The organism is Janthinobacterium sp. 64 (assembly GCF_002813325.1).
Taxonomy (GTDB): domain Bacteria; phylum Pseudomonadota; class Gammaproteobacteria; order Burkholderiales; family Burkholderiaceae_D; genus Janthinobacterium.
This window is the reverse complement of sequence record NZ_PHUG01000001.1, coordinates 5,596,382-5,616,732: the sequence shown is the minus strand read 5'-3', so window position 1 is coordinate 5,616,732 and position 20,351 is coordinate 5,596,382. Positions and strand designations below refer to the sequence as shown.

14 protein-coding genes are annotated in these 20,351 nt (G+C 63.2%); 11 read left to right on the top strand and 3 right to left on the bottom strand.

The window, feature by feature from the left end:
* Positions 1-20 precede the first annotated feature (20 nt).
* From CLU91_RS24775 to CLU91_RS24745, 7 genes are all read left to right on the top strand, one after another.
* Complete coding sequence (locus tag CLU91_RS24775) at positions 21-830, top strand: ABC transporter permease (protein ID WP_373629728.1); 810 nt, start codon at positions 21-23, stop codon at positions 828-830.
* A gap of 11 nt (positions 831-841) precedes the next feature.
* Complete coding sequence (locus tag CLU91_RS24770) at positions 842-1,633, top strand: ABC transporter ATP-binding protein (RefSeq protein ID WP_100876234.1); 792 nt, start codon at positions 842-844, stop codon at positions 1,631-1,633.
* Positions 1,634-1,663: 30 nt separating this feature from the next.
* Positions 1,664-3,562, top strand: a complete 1,899-nt coding sequence (locus tag CLU91_RS24765; RefSeq protein WP_100876233.1) for a sensor histidine kinase — start codon at positions 1,664-1,666, stop codon at positions 3,560-3,562.
* Entirely contained in the window at positions 3,562-4,908 is a 1,347-nt protein-coding gene (locus tag CLU91_RS24760; RefSeq protein WP_100876232.1) for a sigma-54-dependent transcriptional regulator, read from the top strand. The genes CLU91_RS24765 and CLU91_RS24760 overlap by 1 nt, the downstream gene beginning before the upstream one ends.
* Positions 4,909-5,025: 117 nt before the next feature.
* Positions 5,026-5,358, top strand: coding sequence for a hypothetical protein (locus CLU91_RS24755; protein WP_157814803.1), 333 nt, complete (start codon positions 5,026-5,028; stop codon positions 5,356-5,358).
* A 27-nt stretch (positions 5,359-5,385) separates the two neighbouring features.
* Positions 5,386-5,898, top strand: coding sequence for a hypothetical protein (locus tag CLU91_RS24750; protein ID WP_100876230.1), 513 nt, complete (start codon positions 5,386-5,388; stop codon positions 5,896-5,898).
* A gap of 114 nt (positions 5,899-6,012) precedes the next feature.
* Positions 6,013-6,300, top strand: coding sequence for a hypothetical protein (locus CLU91_RS24745; protein WP_157814802.1), 288 nt, complete (start codon positions 6,013-6,015; stop codon positions 6,298-6,300).
* A 1-nt stretch (position 6,301) separates the two neighbouring features.
* On the opposite strand, the gene CLU91_RS24740 is transcribed toward CLU91_RS24745, so the two are convergent.
* Positions 6,302-6,820: a hypothetical protein gene (locus CLU91_RS24740; protein ID WP_157814801.1), complete on the bottom strand. Its 519-nt coding sequence runs from the start codon at positions 6,818-6,820 to the stop codon at positions 6,302-6,304.
* Between the two features lie 160 nt (positions 6,821-6,980).
* Between CLU91_RS24740 and CLU91_RS24735 the strand changes: the two genes are divergently transcribed.
* The 4 genes from CLU91_RS24735 (at position 6,981) to CLU91_RS24720 (ending at position 12,128) form a co-directional block, all read left to right on the top strand.
* Positions 6,981-7,661 carry a hypothetical protein gene (locus CLU91_RS24735; protein WP_157814800.1) on the top strand — a complete coding sequence of 227 codons (681 nt, stop codon included), beginning with the start codon at positions 6,981-6,983 and terminating at the stop codon, positions 7,659-7,661.
* A gap of 53 nt (positions 7,662-7,714) precedes the next feature.
* Positions 7,715-7,963: a hypothetical protein gene (locus tag CLU91_RS24730; RefSeq protein ID WP_100876226.1), complete on the top strand. Its 249-nt coding sequence runs from the start codon at positions 7,715-7,717 to the stop codon at positions 7,961-7,963.
* 110 nt (positions 7,964-8,073) lie between these two features.
* On the top strand, positions 8,074-10,392 hold the full coding sequence (locus tag CLU91_RS24725; RefSeq protein ID WP_100876225.1) for a T6SS effector phospholipase Tle3 domain-containing protein: 2,319 nt from the start codon (positions 8,074-8,076) through the stop codon (positions 10,390-10,392).
* A gap of 113 nt (positions 10,393-10,505) precedes the next feature.
* On the top strand, positions 10,506-12,128 hold the full coding sequence (locus tag CLU91_RS24720) for a type VI lipase adapter Tla3 domain-containing protein (protein WP_198521401.1): 1,623 nt from the start codon (positions 10,506-10,508) through the stop codon (positions 12,126-12,128).
* 2 nt (positions 12,129-12,130) lie between these two features.
* Here the strand turns inward: CLU91_RS24720 and pbpC are convergent, their stop codons facing one another.
* Together pbpC and CLU91_RS24710 are read right to left on the bottom strand one after the other, a co-directional pair.
* Complete coding sequence (gene pbpC / locus CLU91_RS24715; protein ID WP_232730872.1) at positions 12,131-14,242, bottom strand: penicillin-binding protein 1C; 2,112 nt, start codon at positions 14,240-14,242, stop codon at positions 12,131-12,133.
* Positions 14,239-19,986, bottom strand: a complete 5,748-nt coding sequence (locus CLU91_RS24710) for an alpha-2-macroglobulin family protein (RefSeq protein WP_232730871.1) — start codon at positions 19,984-19,986, stop codon at positions 14,239-14,241. The genes pbpC and CLU91_RS24710 overlap by 4 nt, the downstream gene beginning before the upstream one ends.
* Positions 19,987-20,351 lie beyond the last annotated feature (365 nt).

Genomic DNA, 20,351 nt, shown 5'->3' with positions numbered 1-20,351 from the left:
GTATCACGATGAATATTCAAATGATGAAACGCTTCGCGCACGGTGCCATCGTGCCCGTGGTCGTGCTGCTATTCTGGCAAGCACTGTCCACGTTCGGCTGGATCAACCCGCAAATCCTGCCCTCGCCCGTCGCCGTGGTCGTGAAGTGGTATGAATACCTGATCCCCATGCAAGCGTACACGCCCGAAGCGGGCAATTACCTGGTGTGGATGTTCTCCGGCGAACTGCCGCACGACGCCTGGGCCAGCCTGTCGCGCGTGCTGGGCGGCTTCGCCATCGGCGCCGGCCTGGCCTTGCCGCTGGGCTTGCTGATGGGCACCAACAAGACCATCTATAAACTGTTCGACCCGCTGGTGCAGGTGCTGCGCCCGATTCCGCCGATCGCCTACATCCCGCTGGCAATTTTGTGGTTCGGCCTGGGCAACCCGCCCGCCTTCTTCCTGATCAGCATCGGTTCCTTCTTCCCCGTGCTGATGAATACCATCGCCGGCGTGCGCCAGGTCGACGGCATCTATATCCGCGCCGCGCGCAACCTGGGCGCCAGCCAGATGACGATGTTCCGCCGCGTGATCCTGCCAGCGGCCACGCCGTATATCCTGGCCGGCGCGCGCATCGGCATGGGCACGGCCTTCATCGTCGTGATCGTGGCGGAAATGATCGCCGTCAACAGCGGTCTGGGTTTCCGCATCCTGGAAGCGCGCGAGTACTTCTGGTCTGACAAGATTATCGCCGGCATGTTTACCATCGGCCTGTTCGGCCTGGCCATCGATATGGCCATGAATGCCCTGAATAATCATTTGCTGCAGTGGCACCGCGGCCTGGAACACTGAGAGGAACGGCCATGACCACGATCAATATCAATGCAGTCAATAAAATCTTCACCACGGGCGGCGCGGACGTCATCGCCCTGAAAGACATCAACCTGGAAATCGCCAGCGGCGAATTCATCTGCCTGCTGGGGCCGTCCGGCTGCGGCAAGTCGACCCTGCTCAACGCCATCGCCGGCTTTTCGCAGCCGACCTCGGGCCAGATCCTGGCCGGCGGCAAGCTGATCACCGAGCCCGGTCCTGACCGCGGCATGGTGTTCCAGGAATACGCGCTGTTCCCGTGGATGACCATCGAGAGCAATATCGCTTTCGGCCTGGAAATCGCCGGCAAGACGCCAGCCGAAATCCGCGAACGGGTCGACATGCTGCTGAGCATGCTGGGCTTGACGGAATTCCGTGCCCGCTACCCGAAAGACTTGTCGGGTGGCATGCGCCAGCGCGTGGCGATTGCCCGCGTGCTGGCCCTCGATTCGCCGATCATGCTGATGGATGAACCGTTCGGCGCGCTCGATGCCTTGACGCGACGCAACCTGCAAGATGAATTGCTGAAAATCTGGAAAGTCTTCGGCACCACCATCGTGTTCGTGACGCACTCGATTGAGGAATCGATCTACCTGGCCGACCGCACCATCGTCATGACCTACCGTCCCGGCACCATCAAGCGCGACGTGGCCATCGACCTGCCGCGCCCGCGCGATCCGAGCGACCCCGAGTTCAACCGCTTGAAACGCATGCTGGGCGAGATGGTGATGGAAGAGCAGCAGCGTCATCACAATGCCGAAACCATGGCCAGTACCGCCGATTGAGGGAGCTTGATTAAGCGACCGCAAACTTATTTGGGGTCTGACCCGGCGGGTCAGACCCCAAGGCCATTCGCCCCCCTGCTGGCCGTGGGGTCGCTGGTCGTGCTGACCTGGGCGTCGTATGCCTGGGTCCAGCAGCGCCAGCTCGATGAATTGCACCGCACGCTAGACTCGCGCGCGGAACTGTATGCGGCGTCGATCGGCGGCGCCCTGAATAAATACGAATTCCTGCCCCTGGCCGTGGCGCAGAGCGATGCCGTCGCGCAACTGCTGGAGCAGCCCGGCGCCGATAAAGTTACGCAGATCAACGCCTACCTGGTCGACATGAACCGCCGCGCGGGCGCCTTTGCCGTCTACGTGCTCGACGACAAGGGCACGACCCTGGCATCGAGCAACTGGCAAGACCGCAGCTCCTACGTGGGCGTCAACTACGGCTTCCGTCCCTATTTCAAGAATTCCATCGCGGGCGGCATCGGCCGCTTCTACGGCATCGGCGCCTCGACCTTCGAGGCCGGCTATTTCATTTCACAACCCGTGCAGCGCGACGGGCGCATCATCGGCGTCGTCGCCGCCAAGGTCAACCTGGACTGGATCGAGCAATCGTGGCGCACGCCCGGTGCGGGCGAACAGATCTGGGTCAAGGATGCGAATGGCGTGATCATCCTGGCCACCACGCCGGCCTTCAAGTTCAAGACCCTGGCGCCTTTGTCGCCGGCCGCGAAGAACGATATCAGCGCGCAGCGACAGTTCCTGCAGGAAAACCTGCCCATTTTGCCGCACAAGGTGCTGCGCCAGTTCGCCGACGGCGCCAGCGTGATGACGCTGGAGCGCCCGCAGGCGGGCGACACGGCGGCCCTGTCCGGCAGCGCCGAGAAGGTGGACTATCTTGCCGTCAACCGCGCTCTTGGCCCGCTGCAATGGCAGATCACCGTGCTGGCCGAACTCGACCAGGTCAACGCGGCCGCGCGCAACGCAGCCATGGCCGCCGCGCTGGGCTGGGCCTTGCTGCTGCTGGCCCTGATGTATGCGCGCCAGCGCCGGCGCCGCATCGCCGACAAACTCAATGCGCAGCAAACCCTGGCGCGCGCCTATGAACAGCTGGAAATCAAGGTCGAGCAGCGCACGGCCGACCTGGTGCACGCGAATGGCCGCCTGCAGGCGGAAGTGGCCGAGCGCGAGCGCGCCGAGCAGACCTTGCGCTATGCCCAGGCGGAACTGGTGCAAAGCGGCAAGCTGGCGGCCATCGGCCAGATGGCGGCCGGCGTCACGCACGAGCTGAACCAGCCGCTGGCCGCCCTGCAAACGTTTTCCGACAATGCCAAGGTGTTTCTGGCGCGGGGCCAGATCGACGACGCGCTCGACAACCTGTCGACCATTTCCGACCTCGTCAAGCGTCTCGGCTATGTCACCTCGCAACTGAAAGGCTTTGCGCGGCGCAGCGACGATGCGCGCAAACCCGTCAGCGTGCGCCAGGCGTTTGCGCAAACCATGCTGCAAATCCGCACGCGCAAGAACTCGCAGCGTTTGACCCTGCATGAAAGCTGGCTGGAGGATGACATCATCGTGCTGTGCAACGCCATCGGCCTGGAACAGGTGTTTACCAATCTGATCACCAACGCCATGGATGCCGTGCCGGAAAGCGAGCCCGTGCAGATATGGTTACAGGTGCGCCGCGAAGGCAGCCTTGCTGTGCTGCATATCACCGATAATGGTCCCGGCATCCCGCTGGCCTCGCTCGACAAGATCTTCGATCCCTTCTACACCACCAAGGAACACGGGCTGGGCTTGGGATTGTCGATCAGCGCAGGCATACTGCGCGCGGCCGGCAGCGCACTGGCCGTGCGCAACCGCAGCGCGCAGGAAGGGGGCGGCGCACAATTTACCATCACCCTGAGCTGCGACCCGGGGGAGAGAGACGAAGGAAACATCTGATGCACGAGAATAATTTTGAAGGCATGCAAGTGCTGCTGGTGGAAGATGACGCCGTCGTGCGCAAGGGCGCCCGGCAATCGCTGGAACTGGCGGGACTGCAAGTGACGGCCGTCGCCACGGCCGAGGAAGCGCTGCCCTGGCTGGTGCCCGAATTTGCGGGCATTTTATTGAGCGATATCAAGCTGCCCGGTATGGATGGCTTGAAACTGCTCGATATCGCCGTGGCGCAGGATGCCAGCCTGCCCGTGATCCTCGTCACGGGCCACGGCGACGTGTCGATGGCCGTGGGCGCCATGCGCCGTGGCGCCTATGATTTCATCGAAAAACCGTTTTCCGCCGACTTGCTGGTGGAAGTGTGCCGCCGTGCGCTCGACAAGCGCCACCTGGTGCTGGAAAACATGAACTTGCGCCGCCAGCTCGAGCAGCGGGTCGGCATCGAGGCGCGCATCGTGGGCCGCAGCGCGGCCATGGCCAAGGTGCGCCAGCTGGTGCTGAACCTGGCGCCGAAGTCGGCCGACATCATCATCCTCGGCGAAACGGGCACCGGCAAGGAACTGATCGCGCGCTGCCTGCACGACTTCAGCGAGCGGCGCGACCACCCTTTCGTGGCCATCAATTGCGGCGCGCTGCCCGAATCGATCTTTGAGTCGGAACTGTTCGGCCACGAGGAAGGCGCATTTACAGGTGCGCAGCGCCAGCGCATCGGCAAGATCGAATACGCGAATGGCGGCACCCTGTTCCTCGATGAAATCGAAAGCATGCCGCTGGCACTGCAAGTCAAACTGCTGCGCGTGCTGCAGGAACGGCAAGTGGAGCGCCTCGGCTCGAACAAATTGATTTCCGTCAATTTCCGCGTGATTGCCGCCGCCAAGGAAGATTTGAATGTGCTGGCGGAACAAGGAAAATTCCGGCCCGACCTGTATTACCGCCTGAACGTGGCCAGCCTCACCCTGCCCGCCCTGCGCAACCGGCGCGAGGATATCCCGCTGCTGTTCGAGTTTTTCGTGCTGCAGGCAGCCTTGCGCTATGGCCAGCCGGCCGCCCTCGTCAGCGGCGAGCTGATCACCTCGTTGATGGCGCAGCGCTGGGCCGGCAATGTGCGCGAGCTGCACAATGTGGCCGACCGCTTCGTGCTGGGCCTGCTCGACGACACGCTGAGTCCGGCCGGCTGCCGCGAAGCGTCGCTGGCCGAGCAAGTCGACACCTTCGAGATTGCCATCATCGAGGAAGCCTTGCGCCGTCACAACGGCAACGTCATCGAGGCGGCTGCAGCTTTGAATATCCCGAAGAAAACCTTGTACGACAAGCTCAAGCGATTCGACATTTCAACCGAGCAGTTCCGCTGACGCCTGCGCTGCGGCCAGCGCTGCACCCACAGCAGCAGGCGGCGCGCTCCTACTTGCCGGCCTGCCCCAACGTGCCAGAATCGGGACTCCACTTCCTGCCACGAGATGGAGTTCTCCATGAAACCATCCGCATTGATGCTGGCCATCCTGCTGTTCGGTAGTGCAAGCGCCCTGGCACAGGCGCAATCGACGGGCACCGGCAACACCGGTACGTCCGCCCAGCAAAATACATCGCAAGACGACACGACGACGCGCAAGCATGGCAAGAAGCAACACAAGAAATCAGGCAAATCGCGCAGCCACGATACGGGACAATCAAGCAGCGGCAGCAACTCGGGCGGCGGCGCCCCGGGCAGCGCCGGCCAGTCCGCAGGCAACGCCGCGCGCAGCGGCACGCAAAACATGAACGGCAACACGGGCGTGGTGCCGCCGCGCCAGCCCGGCCGCTAATCGCCGGCAACACGGCACGGGATAGCCATGACGGCGCTGCAGGCCGCACTGCTGCTGCATGGCCTGCTGGGCGGGGCCGACGTCATCCTCAACCACGAACTGCTCGTGCGCCTGCCATCGCGCCCAGGTGCGGCCGCCGAGCAGCGCCTGCACAGCGCCCGCGAAGCCATCTTCGGCCTGCTGTTTCCCTCGCTGGGCCTGCTCAGCTGGCATGGCTGGCTGGCTTGCTGGCCTGTAGCTTTGCTGCTGGCGGAAATACTCGTCTCGCTGCGCGACACCGTGGTCGAAGGCGACACGCGCCGCTTGCCCGTGCCCGAACGCATCCTGCACGTCCTGCTGTTCATCAACCTGGGCGTGATCGCCGACTTGCTGCTGCAAGCGCTGCCCGGCTGGCTGGCCCTGTCCACCGCCATGCAAGCCCTGCCGCCCGGCGCAGCTGGCCAGTGCCTGGCCGCCATGGGCGCCATCTCGCTGGCATGGTGCGTGCGCGACGGTCTGAGCGCGCGGCGCCTGCGCTTGCGTGCGGGCAAGCATGCCTGAACACTGGCAATATGCTCACACGCGCATGCGGCATATTCCTACTTGGAAACGGCGACACGCATGTGACAATCCAGTCTCGACAGCAATTCCCAACTTTGATACAGGACACGCACCATGAAAACTCCCGCTCTCTTGCTGGCAGCCATCCTGATGACCGTCGGCGGCGCCTGGGTGCAAGCCCAGTCGACGACAAATGTCAACCAGACGGGCAACCACACCAACAATCCCAACGATCCGGGCCAGAAATCGGACCAGTCCGACAAGCTCGACAACAAGGGCAAGGTCATCCACGACGCCAAGCCCGCCAAGGCGCGCACGGACAAGCGCACGCGGCGCGGCAAGCCGACAGCCACGCCGGTCGCCAGCGGACCGGCCACCTCGCCGCCAGCGACGACGCGCTGAACTACAGCACATGGCGGTCGAACAGCCAGCTGCCATAGCGTTCGACAAAGACATAGGTGTTGACATAGTGGGGCTGAGTAGGACTGAGTCCCACGAACTCGACCGTCAAGCTGATGGTCTGTGCATCATGCACGGTCCAGTTCCATAAGCGGCGCGCAAGAAGATAATTGTAGTCATCGATACGCGGCGGCTTGATCAAGGCCAGTTCGCCGTTGCGGGTCGTCACCATCCGTATCGCATGCGCAGGCTGGCGCACCTGCCCTGTCATCTGGAAAAATTGCACGATCGGATTGATGGCCGCCTTGACGACCGCCAGGTCGTCGGCACGGGTGATGGCGGACAAGTCCACGCGCTGCTTGAATTTCCGGTTGGGCGCCTCATTCATGAAGCCCAGATCCAGCGCGCCTGGCACAGGCGCCGAAGCGGCGCGCATGGCATACGGCGCATCTTCCGCCTGCGCGGCTGACAACACGAGCGCGCCGCACAGCAGGGACAGCAATATCGATAATCGTAACGTCATGGGCTAACTCCTGCAACAATCCATGCCGCGAAACGCGCGGCCGCTGACGCCAGTCGCAGGTGGTCCTGATGCCGCCCGCGTCTCAAGCATAAGGCAATCGTGCACTCATGAACAGTAGCCGCACGCTATCATCGCATCATTAACAATAACAAGGATGGCAATGAAAGCAGCATGGCAAATGATGCTTGCGGCAGGCGTACTGGCCGCCGCCGGTGTACAGGCGGCACCCACGGTGGGCGAGTGCATGGAGCTGACGACGGGCATCAAGTTCGGCAAGAACAATGGCGACGCCCAAGTCAACGTCGAGGAACTGTTCGAGGGCAAGAAACTCAAGGGCACGCAGCTGATCCTCAACGGCGGCGTGCTGCTGGCCACGTCCTACCAGGACATCCGCGACGGCCAGGTCTTCCTGACGGGCGCAGTCCATTACAACGAAGACGGCAGCGTGCGCAGCAAGAACGTCTACGCGGCGCAGTCTGCCATCCCCGCCAACATGCGCGCCGGCCAGGAAGTGCGCGTGCAGTTCACGGACACGCAAACGAGCACCCACTACCCGCTGGCGGGCCTGTCCGACAAGATCACCACCTCGACGCGCACGGACGAACGCAACTTTTCCATCACCTTCCTCGGCTGGGAACGCCTGGAACTGGGCGGGCGCCGCTTCCCCGACGCCTGCAAGTTCGAACTGCGCGACGTCGGTGGCAAGAGCAAAGGCAAAAGCGGCGAATACGTGTGGTACGCGCAAGGCTATGGCGTGATCATGACGGACAAGCTGGACAGGGATGGCGAGGTGCAGCCGGCCTACCGCATTGCGCTGACGAACATCCTCAGCGCGCCATAGATACTTTGAAAATATTGCGCTAGAATCGGTGACACACTTCTTATCAGGAAACCATGTCGCCGATCGAACGCAAATGGTGGTTCATGCTGCCCGTCATGATGGTCGCCGCCATCGCTACCCTGTTTCTGCTCGACAGTGCCAACGTGCCAAACATGAACCCGTTCGCGCGCGGCCTGATTTTCGGCCTGTGCTTCACAGCGCTGCACCGCGGCCTGTCGTTCTGCATCTGGATGGGCCTGTTGTGGGCCGCACCGGGGCTGGCGGACAGCAAGCTAACCGAGGGCAAACCGGCCAGCCGCTAGCGCCTGCACCTACGGCAGCACTGCCTTCTTTCCTGCAAAGCTTGCGCAAGCACAACTAATCCGCCATCGCGCCCCTCTACACTGTCCTGTCTGGTCAGCATGGAGCGGCGATGGCGTATCCCAAACTTCCCTACACCAGCGGCAAGAGTACCGCCTTGCTGCACTGCGACCGCATGCAGGACGCCATCGTGCGCATCCGCCCTGAGCTGCCGGGCAACATCATCGTCATCCATGGCGTCAATGACGTGGGCACCAGTTTTGCCGCCGTGGAAAAGGGTTTATGCCAGGGACTCGACGCGCGCATGTATGACGGTGGCCACGTGTTCACCCCAGCCGCGTACCGCCTGCCGCAGGAGGCCGACAAGCGTGAAGTGATCGCCGATCCGGACGCCGTCTATTTCAAGCGCAAGCCTGATGACACGACGTACAGCCCCGTCATCCCGTTTTACTGGGGCTTTCGCGAACACAGCAACGCCAGCAAAGTGGTCAACGGCCAGAACACTGACCGCTACGGCAACCGCCTGGACAAGGATATGTCGAAGAACGGCGGCCCGTTCGGCAATGCCACCAACACCTTGCCCGACATGTGGAACACGGGATTATTCTCTCCGTACGACCTGGGCGGCGACCCCGTGCGCCCCCTGATGACGGCGCCGGGCCGCATGTACATGGTGCTGGCCGCCAAGCGCCTGGCAACGCTCATCGCCATGATCCGCGATTACGACAGCGACGACGTGGTTTCCATCGTCGCGCACAGCCAGGGCTGCTTGATCTCGCTGCTGGCGCAAGCCTTCCTGCTCGACGAGGGCAAGCGGCCCGCCGACACCCTGATTCTCACGCATCCGCCCTACAGCCTGGTGGAAGACACGACCATGTTCTTCGGCGCGGCGGAAACGAGCCGCATCTTCGGCGGCGGCCAGGATGCGGCCATGCGCAAGCAGTACATGGCCATCACGGACCGCCAGACCTTTCATGCGCGCCTGCAAACGCTGGTGCAGATCGTGCAAGGCGTGGTGAGCAAGAAGCACGCCACACCCGCCTTTGCGCAGATCAAGGATCATGCCGTTTGCCATGGCATGGCAGGCGCGGCATGGCGCGCGGAAGCGGACCGCGACAACCGGGGCAAGGTCTACCTGTACTTCTGCCCCGAAGACATGACGGTGGCGCTGGACAATATGCAGGGCATCGGCTGGCAGGGCGTACCCGATCATCAGAACGGCCATGGTCTGTCGACAAGCAAGGGCAAGAAGGAGGGGGGTATCTGGAGCGCAGGTCCCACTAATTGGGAAAAGGAGTATCAAATGCGCAAGCCGCTGGCGGAACTGGGGGCGGGATTCTACCAGCGCGTCTTCACCAACAAGCAGCGGCTCGATGCGGCTGGCAAGAACAAAGGGCCGGTGCTGGTGGGCCTGCCGCCGCACGACTTCGCCCTGCGCCTGGACGGCGAGGACGACCACGCCCACGTGGCCGCCGCCAACCGTGGCCATCGCGGCAACCATGACGAGGCGCCGTGGCCGCCCGTCAAACCCAGCAAATGGAACGTCTTTTCCACGGAGGCTGGTCGGCGCGAAGGATTGCGCACGATCAATGGCGAAGCGCTGCGCGTGCCCAGGGCCGCCGTGCTGGACGGCGGCGAGATCCGCCCTGGGCAGTTTCCCAAGGATTCCGACCAGGCCAAGCTGCCGCGCGAGAAGCAAGGACCATGCGAAGAAGTCGACCCGATCGATGCGGCCATCGCCATTACCAGTAAAAAAGGCGTGCGAAAACTCCCGAGGGAAGTCGTGGACGATCCTCGCCCCCTGCACGACCGGAAATCGGAATACAACTATGGCCCCTTCAGTCCGTCCGCACTCAAACAGGTGGAGCAAGCTCTGAATCTGGGCAAAGAACCGGGAGACTGGCGCAAGCTGGAACGCGTGGCCCGCTACCCGCGCGGCGGCGACCTGCTGTACATCGATCCACTGGAAACCCCAAACCAGGCGCGCAAACGCTGGCAGAACGAGGTCAGCCCAAAATCCTTCCACGGCGCCATTATCGGCAATGCGGAAAACCACCGCAACGTGACGGCGTATGACGTGGCCATCGGTAGCGGCAAGGCGAGCAGCGATCCGAAGTTTTACCGGTATTTGTGTGCGGTGGCGGATTGGCGGTTGCAACGAAATATCTATGCCCCGAAGCGATTATCCATCCTCGGATGGGAAGAATTCTTGACGCAATTTGGTGTCTATTGGGCGGCTGAATCCACGCAATACAGACAAATTATCGAAGGAAATGCCCATTACTACAGTTCGGGAGTGCTACCGGCCTGGTTACCTGCCCTGGAAGCTGGCATGCCCTCCACCGTCGTGTGTGAAACCGTAATGGGCAAACGCACCGAATCGGTCATCACGCCAGTCGTCCACAAAGCCAGCGATGATATCCCAAAATGAACAACTTGCTTCCTCGCTTGACGTATCCGTTCGCTGCTGGCCTTGGTGCACTGGCACTGCTACTGCTTTGGTCTGCACTGAGCAATCACTCACCTTTCTTGCTGGAGGCAACGATGAGCAGCAAAATATGGAAGCACCTGCGATGGTTCTTGCTGATCCTGCCCATCGTGGCGGCCGCATTGCTCGGTGCACGCTGGCTGCATTCGTCCAAGCCTGTGCCCATCGCAAAGCCGCAAGTGCAACTTGCTACGCCCACCGAGCAGGAAAAGCGGGAATATGTGCTGGAAGTCATCGGCCTTGGCGTCACCCTGGACAAATACCGACAAGGAAAATTGTGGGAAGCGCTGCAGAAGGGAAATGTCTATGCCAGCATCCGCGAACAGGACAAGGAAAAATATCCATGGGATGCCATGGAAAGATCAGGCATGTCGGGTAGTCGTGGTGGCGATGCACTGGAAAATGGCGCAAAGTACATCCCCATGTATTTTGGTGTACCCGTGTTTAACGCAGAACCGCCTGTCTTCAATTCTCGCATGGTGGACAAACCAGATGCTCCACTCATCGGTTTAACAGGTGGCGCCGCCCCCTCCGGTCTGCACTGGCATCTGTTCATTGCCGGTCCGCGCCGCTTCAGCGAGCATCCGGATCGCATCCTGGAAGACGTGTTCGCCTTTTTTGACGCCAATCCCGACGTACCCTACATCGTGCTCAATTCCGAAGACAGCACGCCCACGCGCGATCTGTACCGGCCCATTGATTCGCCATCGCTGGTCAAGGACGGCCGCTACATCCCCGAAATGCCCGACGCCTCCGCCCTGTTCGTGCTGGCCCGGCGCGAGCGCATCGATGCCGTGCGGAAGTTTGCGTATGACGATGCGCCGCCAGAAGACAGCGTCGATGATTTGAATACTTTCGGTGTAGCGCGGCGGCTGTATCTGGCGTACTACGAGTTGATGGGCACCGTGCCGCAAGCGCGCCTGGAAAGCGATCCATCAGCCATTACCCGGCGCCCGCCTTTAGTTGCCGAATGGCTCCCCGCCGCCGCGCAATTCGCGCAGCGCTCCGATATCCGCGGCACGGGCAGCTTCAGCATGGTCGACAGGCTCCAGCACAAGACCTACCAACCGCCCAAAGACTGGCAACCCACGCCCTGGTTTCCCTTGCCCTTCAACAAGGAACAACTGGCCCAACTGGACCGCCTGCCGACCTTCGGTTTCCTCCACCGGCCCACATTCGTCAGAATGGTCGACAAAGATGGCAAGCCCCTGACGCGGCGCGATCAGCGCGAACAAGCCTTGCAGGCGGGCTGGCAGCAAGCCTTGCGCAGTCTGCCGGAAGCGGAGCGCCCCGCTGCGCCGGCGCGCCTGGTCGCCGCCACCGGTGGCAATCAGGCGCAGCTGGTGGCACTGCACAAGACCCTGCTGAGCCATGCGGAAGATGGCGGCACGGAACTCGACAGCGGCAACACGGCGCAATGGATAGACACGGACCAGCGCCTGGGCAACACGGGTGCGGCCACCCTGTTCGTGCAAATGGCCATCGCCGTGATGGGCAGCTACCGCGATGGCGGCGTCAGCGCCGTGGTGAATTTACGCAATCCGGACGAAGCGACCATCGTACTGGTCAGCCCGCCGTCGGACGAAAAACGCCGCACGCAAAAACACCCGCACGGCGGCGACGTCTTGCGGCATTACGTCACGCCGGCCATCGACCCGGCGAATTATCCATCGAACTGATCTCAGTGCGCGGCAAGCGGCGCCAAGGCATTGCCCCGCACCTGAAACGCCACCTGCGCCACCGTCTTGCCGGCAGCATCGACGAGGGCCAGCGCATGCTTGCCTGGCACGGGACGCCAGCTGATGCTGTCAAGCGCCGCGCCCATATCCTTGCCGTCGAGTACCCAGCGCAAGGCATGGCTGCCCTGGGCCTGGAAGAAGACGCGCTGCAAGGCTGGCGGAATGTCGGGGTCGATGGCGAGGATGCTGTCTTCGGCCGGATACACGATGGCGGGCGGCTTCACGGTGTCGCCCAAGACGGCGATGACGGGGCTTTCCGTGCCGGCGATAAACCATTCGCGGCGCGGCGCCTCCAGCCCGGGCTGGTAGGCCACCATCTGCTGCAGCACGCCGGGCGGGGCTTTCGGCGCGTGGCTGGGCACGTTCTTGTGCAGGTAATCCATGACGTCGCGCCACACGGGCGCGGCGCCCGTCACGCCCGACACGTCCCACATGGGCTTGCCGTCGAAGTTGCCCACCCACACGCCCACCGTGTAGCGCGCCGAGTAACCCATGCACCAGTTGTCGCGCATGTCCTTGCTCGTGCCCGTCTTGACGGCGCTCCAGAAATTCGTCCCCAGTTCATTGCGCAAGCCAAACGTCATGCTGCGCGCGGCGCGGTCGGCCAGGATGTCGCCGACGATGAAGGCGGCGCCCGCGTCCATCACGCGGCGCCGGTCCTTGCCCGCCTGCCCCGGCTGCAGGCTGGCGGTGCTGTACAGTCCGCCATTGGCCAGCGCGCGGTAGGCGTTGGCCAGTTCCAGCAGGGTCACTTCGGATGAGCCCAGGGCCAGCGAAGGGCCGTAGTATTCGGCAGGTTCCGTCAGGCTGGACAGGCCCACTTCCTTGAGACGGTTGTAAAAGCCGTCCTGCCCCGTCAGCAGCACCGTGCGCACGGCGGGAATGTTGAGCGAACTGGCCAGGCTGGTGCGGGCGCTGACGTAACCCTTGAAGTTGCGGTCGTAATTTTGCGGCGCATACATGCCCGACACCGTGGCGACGTCGAGCGGCGAGTCGTCCATGACGGACGCGGCCGTCATCAAGCGGCGCTCGATGGCCAGTTCATATAAAAACGGTTTTAATGTGGATCCCGCCTGGCGCAGCGCAGCCACGCCATCGACGTGGCTGCCGCCCGCATTGCCCACATAGGCAAGGATTTCTCCGCTGCGGTTATCCAACACGATGATGGCGCCATCGTTGACATTGCGCTCGCGCAAGGAGGCCAGTTGCTGGCGCAGGTTTTCCTGTGCAAAGCGCTGCAAGGGGCCATCGAGCGTGCTGGCCACCTGCGCACCGGGCTGTTTCAGCAATTGCTGCGCCACTTGCGGCGCCGGCGCCAGGTCCGCGTAGACCGCATTGCGCTGCAGTGCCGTTTGCACGCGCTGGCCGATCAGCTGGCAACTGCTGTCCATGCGCCACTCTTTGGCCAGCGCACAGGCACGGCGCGTGACGGTGGCTGGCGGCGCGTTCGGTGCGCGCACGAGGCTGGCCAAAATGATGGCATCGGTCTGGTTCAGGCCGGACGGCGCCTTGCCGAACAGGCTGTACGAGGCGGAGGCGATGCCCTGCAGCTCGCCGCGGAACGACACCAGGTTCAGATACGCTTCAAAAATCTGCGCCTTGCTCCAGCTATCTTCGATGGCTTGCGCGGCGCGCATCTGGTCCCATTTCTGGCGCAGGCTGCGTCCGCCCGAAGATGCCTGCAAGTCCGCATCGAGCTGGCCCGCCAGCTGCATGGTGATGGTCGAAGCGCCCCGGGGCTTTTTCGAAAACAGATTGTCCCAGGCGGCCGTGGCCAGCGCGGACACATCCACGCCGCCATGGCGCATGAAGCGCTGGTCTTCCGCCAGCAGCACGGCCTGCTGCACGGCCGGTGAAATATCGGCCAGCGGCACCCATGGCAAGCGCCGCACCTTCATGTCCACGCGCAACGATTGCAGCGGTGCACCGCTGCGGTCCAGCAACTGTGCTTCCGAACTGCGGTAGGCGGCTTGCACCTGGGCCGGCGTCAATATCGCTTCTGCAAAGACGGGACTGGCCAGCAGGCAGCCCAGGACAACGATGACACTCCTCACTGCCCCACCTTCACGTTCGCGTTCGGCGACTCGCCAAACATCTCGGGCGAATACATCGCTTCGATGCGCGTGGCCGGCAAGCTGAAGTCACCTGCATTGTTCAGGCGCACCGTGTATTCCACGCTCCAGTTGCCCTTCGGCACGAAAGCGTAGTAGGCGCGGAAAGCGTCAAACGCCCGCTCCTCAAACGTGGGCCAGACCCAGCCCGTGGATTTCTCGCCCGCCGTCAGCAGTTGCGAATCGCGGCCCAGGCCATTGCCCAGCACCGTGGCGCTGGCGGGGATCGGATCGTCGACTACTACCCAGCTCATGTCTGCCTGCGCCGACAAATCCAGGCGCACGCGGTAGACATCGCCGCGCGACCAGGCACCCGCCGTCTTCTGTTCCACGGGCGTCACGGTTTTCCTGATCGTGTAGCCGCTGGAGACGGGCGCCTTGAGCGGGATGGCCGCCAGACTTTGCACGGTGGCCCAAGGCTTGCCCGTGCCGCTGTGCGCCAGGCCCAGGGTATCCGTGCCCTTCGGCCACGCCTGCAGCACGGGGCCCACTTTCGCCGCGCCATTCCACACGAGCGCTTGCGTATCGCTACCCAGCTTGACGGCGCTGGCGCCCGTCACGGGTGTCGATTCGAATGTGGCCGAGAATTTGGCAATCGCCAGGGTGCCCCAGGCGTTGGCGACAGTCGTATCCCAGCGGCCCTTTTTCTGCCGGCCCATGCTGCCGCGCACGAGGCGGCCGATGTCGTCTTTCCACGCCGGGTCGTCCATCACGGCCAGCAGCAGGCGGTTGGCGTTGACATCGCCGGACACCATCAGCCACCACCAGTTATCCTTGCGCTCGGTGGAAAAGCCCATGGTCGTGCCCTGGAAATTCAGGCGTGAACGCAGGATCTGCTGCGCTTCAGCCAGCAGCGCAGCGCGGCGCGCCAGGCCTGGCGTGCGTTGCAGGAGCAAGCTCCAGTCGATGACGGCGGAAGTCGGCCACAGGTTCGGGTTGATGCTGATGCTTTCCAGCGCATCGGGCGGCACCTTGTTGGAACGCGACAGCGCTTCCAGCGCAGCGAGCTTGCGCACGGCCAAGTCGGTCGTATCCAGCGCGGAACGGCGCACGATGCGGCCCTGCACGAAGGCCGTCAAGGCTGCTTCCATGCGGTTCTTCGTCTGTTCAGGAATCGCATAGCCCGCTTCTTTTGTTGCCGACAGCACGTAGGCCGTCAAGCTGTCGCTGCCCTGCTCCATGATGGGGAAGTATTTCAGCAGGCCATCACTGTCCAGGTAGGCGGGCAGGCTGGCAGCCAGCTTGTTCCACGCCTCTTGGTCTTGCAGGGCGATGGCTTTCGACGTGTTTTGCTCGAAGCAGGTGTACGGGTAGGCGGCCATGTACTCGCGCACGCCGGGCAGCTCGCCACCGAGCTTGGCGACAAAGCTCGTCTGGATGCCGCCCCGGCCCGGCAAGGCGCCGGCCGGCATTTGCACGGACATATTGACGGGCTTGTCGATCTGCTGCAAGGTGGCCTGATACGTGCGCACGGGCGTCGCCTGGCCCACTTTTTGCGTGATTTTCAGTTTATCGCTGTGGCTTCCCGCTTTCGCGACTATCTCCCACACGACCGTTTGCGCGCCGAGCGGCACCTGGTAATCCCACCCCACCTCGCGCGCTTCGCCCGCCGCCAGACTCAAGCTCTGGCGCGGCAGCGCCTTGCCGGCCGCCGTGGCGTTCAGGTCCACGCTCAAGGCGGCGGCCGAGGTGTTACGTACCGTGAAGCCTGCGCGCAACTGGTCGCCTTCGCGCACGAGGGTCGGCAAGCCCGACATCAAAATCAAGTCTTGCGAGCTGCGGATATCCGTGCTGCCCGTGCCGAACAATTCCTTGCCGGCGCTGGCGATCGCAACGATGCGGAACGCCGTCAGCGAATCGTTCAGCGGCACTTGTACGGTTGCCTCGCCCTTGGCGTCGAGCTTGACCGTGCCCTTCCAGAACAGCAGGGTGTCGAACAGTTCGCGGCTGGCACCCTTGCCGCCGCCACCGCCGGCCGGGAAAGCCTTGCGGCCGAAGTGGCGCTTGCCGATGACCTGCATCTGCGCCGTCGCCGTTTCCACCTGCAGGCTGCGCTGCGCCATCATGGTGTCGAGCAGCTTCCAGCTCTCGTTGGGCATCAGTTCCAGCAGCCCCGTGTCGACGGCCGCCAGCGCCACTTCGGCACCGGCCGGCAACGGCTTGCCGTCGGCGCGGCGCACGCGTACGGACACTTCCGCCTTGTCACGCGTTTTATACACTTCCTTGTCGGACACCACCATGACGTTCAGCTCATGCGCCTGCCACCCCACGTTCAGCGGTGCAATGCCCATCTTGTAGGCTGGCTTGCCCAGGTCGACCAGCGCCGTCGGCTGCACGCCATCGACGCGTCCGCGCACGACAAACACGGACACATACACATTCGGCGCGTAATTCGGTTTGACCGGGATATTGACCACCGGTTCCCGGCCATTGAGCTGGCGCACATAGGTGTCGAGGATGCCTTCGCGCTCGACCGTGATCAAGGCCGTGCCCGAGCGGAACGGCATGCGCACCTGCAAGCTTGCTTCCTGGCCAGGTTCATAGCGTTTCTTTTCAGGCAGCACGTCGATGCGGTCATTGTCGCTGGCGTTGAACCACCAGTCGCCGCTGCCGGCCACCCAGGTTTCGCGGTTGGCGACGGCCGCGTTGCCGGATGCATCCTGCGTGCGGGCGCGCAAGACCAGATTGCCGCTGGCGGGCGCTTTCACGTCGCAGATCAACAGGCCTTTATTGTCCGTCTTGCCATTGCAAGCGGGACCGAGCTTGACCACTTCGCTGCTGTTTTCATACGCATAGAAGCCGCCGATCAGGCGCCGGCGGTGCGAATAGCTGTTGCGCTGGAAGAAATCGACGGCGACCGGGGCATTCGCCACGGGCTTGCCATTCGTGCCGAGCACGGCGACCGTGAACTTGAAGGCCTCCTTGCTCAAGGCCCAGGCATCAGGCTTGATGCCGATCACATAGTTTGACGGCCACAGCGGCACCCGCGTGGCAACCGAGGCTGTCTCGCCATTCGCATCCTGGAAGGCCATTTCCGCCACCAGGTCGCGCGGCGTGGACAACTGCGGCAGCTGGTCGATGACGATGCGCGCGCCGCCCGCCTTGTCGAGGGTCAAGCTTTGCGTGCGCGCGGCAGCTGCACCGGCACCAGCCGCGCCATGGCCTTCGTCCTGCCATTCGCCCTCGTCGTCGTCGTAACCGGTGCCCTGCTTCACCAGACCTTCCTTCACGTCGCCATTGCTGAAACTATAGTCGGGATAATCGGCAAACGTCACGCTCTTGTCTTGCAGCACCGTGCGCAGCTTGACGGGCGCATTCGTGGCGGCGCCGCCGGCCAGATAGGTGATTTGCGCATCGAGGGCCAGCTGCTTTGCCTGCACGGCGGGCGCCTTTGGCCCCTGCAGCACGGCTTTCATGGTCGGTACGCGAAACGCTTCGACGCGGAAACTGCCGGACGGGCGTCCCGCCATGGTGACGCTGTATTCGCCCTGCTTGGCGTCGGCGGGAATGACCCAGTCGCTTTCCGCCGTGCCGCTGGCGGACCAGCGCAGCGGCAATTGATAGTTCTGGTCGCTGCCCTGGTGCGTGATGACGACGGAGGTGGCGCTGCCGGGACCGTTGTTCTTGTCGACCAGGCTCATGCCTTCGCCCGTGTGCTTGCGAATGAAATGCTTCATGTGCACCGTTTCGCCGGCGCGCAGCAGGGTGCGGTCGAATACCGTCGCCAGCAAGGTGTTGTCGGCGCGCGTATCGTCGGTCGGCAAATTGAAACGCCAGGCTTCGATGCCGCCCACCCAGTCCGACAGGGTGAACGTCATGTCGCCGCCGCTACGCGCACTGATAAAGTAGCGGCCATTGTTCTTGCAGCTGGAGTTGGCCAGCTCGCCGGGGATGTGCGCCACGCCGTCCGCGCCCGTGGGGCCTTGCCACAGCAGCTTGCCGGCGCAGTCGCGCACGGCCACTTGCGCTTTCGCAACTGGCGCGCCCTTGTCGAGCGACGTCACCCACACGAGCGACGATTGCGCGCCATGCTTGAAGTGGGCCGCCAGATTCGTCACCAGCGCGGCCGTGCGGATGTACGCCGTGGTCGGCTTGCCCAGCAGCACCTTGCCGAGGATGGGGCTGGCCAGCTCGACCACATAAAAGCCCGGTTTTTGCAACGGGATGCCGATCACTTCGAAGGTTTTCTTGCCGTCCGGACGCGGCAGGCTGATGGGACGCGTACCGGCCGCGCCCGCCAGCACGGACTTGCTCATGTTGCCCGCATATTGCGCATACGGTTGCCAGTACTCGCCCCCGGCGCCATCGCCGGCCAGGCGCTGCATCCACTCGATGATGAACTTGTCGTCATTGTCGGGCACGCGCAAGGTGGCGCCCGTGGCGGCAGCCGATGGCTGGGCGATTTCCTTGCCCGACAGCACAGGCTCGATATTGCGCACGGTGACGGGCAGCAAGCCGTCGCCCTTCGCTTCGATGATGCCGAACGGGGCCGGGAATTTGAGCAGCGGCGGCTGTTCGCCCGTGCGCACCGTCATGGGAAAGCGCGCGCGGTTGAGCAGGATGCGGCCCGCGTCATCCGTCAGCTTCGGCGGCAGGTTCAGCACAAAACTGGCTTGCACGGGGAAGGGGCCATTGAAGGTGGCGCCATGCAGGAATTCGGCCTTTTCTTCCTCTTTTGAAATCGTCGGCGCATACGTCTTGCCGCCGCCCTTCAGGGTCATGGCGCGCACCTGCGCCGCGCTCACGGGCGCGGAAAACTGCACGCGCATGGGCAGGAAGGGGATGCATTGTTCCTTCGGGTTGCTGCGCTCGCAGCTGAATTTGGCCGTGAAATCGGGACGCGTCTTGTACTGCAGTGTTTGCGCCTTGTCCGTGGCGATGCCGCTGGCGCTGGCGATGCCCTCGCCCCATACGAGCGAGACCTTGGCGTTGGCGGGGAAGCTGCGCTTGCATTGCAGCACGGTGACGGGCAGCGGCGGCGCGCCCTTGCTGGCGACGGGCATGCCGACTTTCCACACGACGCCGCGCTTCTTGAAGTAGACGGTCAGGTAGCGGTCGAGAAAGCTCTTGCGCAGGGTCAAGACCTGCTCCAGTTCCTTGCCTTTGAACAGGCGTACTGGAATCTTTTCATTGATGCCATCGGCGCGGCAATATGCGTTCGCGGCCACGCTGGCCTCGTTCGGCGCAGCGTCCAGGCCCAGCACGAAGATCTGGTTTTCATCGATGTAGGGCTGGCCGTCATACGGTACGGCCTCGACGATGGTCGGGCCGCCCGTGGAAAAGCGGTAGGAGGCCGTCCCCTGCAAGGGCTTGCCGGCCTGGTCCTTCAGGCCCGGCTTCAAGGTGAAGCTGCAGGCCACGCCGGCCGGCAAGTCGCGCTCGAAATCATAATTCCAGTTGCGCTCGTCGGCCCAGCGCCCCGCGCCCGCCACGACGCCAGGCTCGGCCTTGCCACAATCGATGGCAAACGGTGCGGGCAAGCCCATGTCGCCGAACGGCACCATCGGCGTGGCGAACTGGGCCCGCACCTGGCGCACGGCCTTGACCGTGCCACTCGGCGAAAACAGGGCCACGCCGCTATCGGCCCAGGCCGGCAGAGCCAGGCCCAGCGACAGCGACAGCGAAAGACATAGCCGCCCCAGCTTGCCAGACAGCGGGGAAGAAACAACACGGGACAGGTCAGGCACGGGTGACTCCTTGATGAAATGTGGCGGAGCTGGCTGCGGCGCGCAAAAATTGCCTGGAGGAAGCAAGACAAGGTAAGCGAACGCGGCAGGAATACAACAGTAAAGTAATACTAGTTATCAAGCTCATCATTGTTGCTAATATACAGTGGCATGCCAGTAACAAGTCGTACGATTGCCTCCCGCAGCGATGCCCGTCCATAGGCTGTTGCCGCCAGTTTTTGTCGAGGCAGATGAGTTTTTTTCAACAGCAAAGTATTTGTCGTGAATCTGCAACACCATTGATCTACCACAATGCTTTGTGCGCCAGCGCACCGACCACCTGAACCTGCAACCGTATTCTCTACTCCAACAGCAGTGCATTTATC

What these genes read in the sequence shown, in the direction of transcription:
- CLU91_RS24775 (WP_373629728.1), top strand. Translation starts at nt 21, where the DNA reads ATGATGAAACGCTTCGCGCACGGTGCCATCGTGCCCGTGGTCGTGCTG.
- CLU91_RS24770 (WP_100876234.1), top strand. Translation starts at nt 842, where the DNA reads ATGACCACGATCAATATCAATGCAGTCAATAAAATCTTCACCACGGGC.
- CLU91_RS24760 (WP_100876232.1), top strand. Translation starts at nt 3,562, where the DNA reads ATGCACGAGAATAATTTTGAAGGCATGCAAGTGCTGCTGGTGGAAGAT.
- CLU91_RS24755 (WP_157814803.1), top strand. Translation starts at nt 5,026, where the DNA reads ATGAAACCATCCGCATTGATGCTGGCCATCCTGCTGTTCGGTAGTGCA.
- CLU91_RS24750 (WP_100876230.1), top strand. Translation starts at nt 5,386, where the DNA reads ATGACGGCGCTGCAGGCCGCACTGCTGCTGCATGGCCTGCTGGGCGGG.
- CLU91_RS24745 (WP_157814802.1), top strand. Translation starts at nt 6,013, where the DNA reads ATGAAAACTCCCGCTCTCTTGCTGGCAGCCATCCTGATGACCGTCGGC.
- CLU91_RS24740 (WP_157814801.1), bottom strand. Translation starts at nt 6,820, where the DNA reads ATGACGTTACGATTATCGATATTGCTGTCCCTGCTGTGCGGCGCGCTC.
- CLU91_RS24735 (WP_157814800.1), top strand. Translation starts at nt 6,981, where the DNA reads ATGAAAGCAGCATGGCAAATGATGCTTGCGGCAGGCGTACTGGCCGCC.
- CLU91_RS24730 (WP_100876226.1), top strand. Translation starts at nt 7,715, where the DNA reads ATGTCGCCGATCGAACGCAAATGGTGGTTCATGCTGCCCGTCATGATG.
- CLU91_RS24725 (WP_100876225.1), top strand. Translation starts at nt 8,074, where the DNA reads ATGGCGTATCCCAAACTTCCCTACACCAGCGGCAAGAGTACCGCCTTG.
- CLU91_RS24720 (WP_198521401.1), top strand. Translation starts at nt 10,506, where the DNA reads ATGAGCAGCAAAATATGGAAGCACCTGCGATGGTTCTTGCTGATCCTG.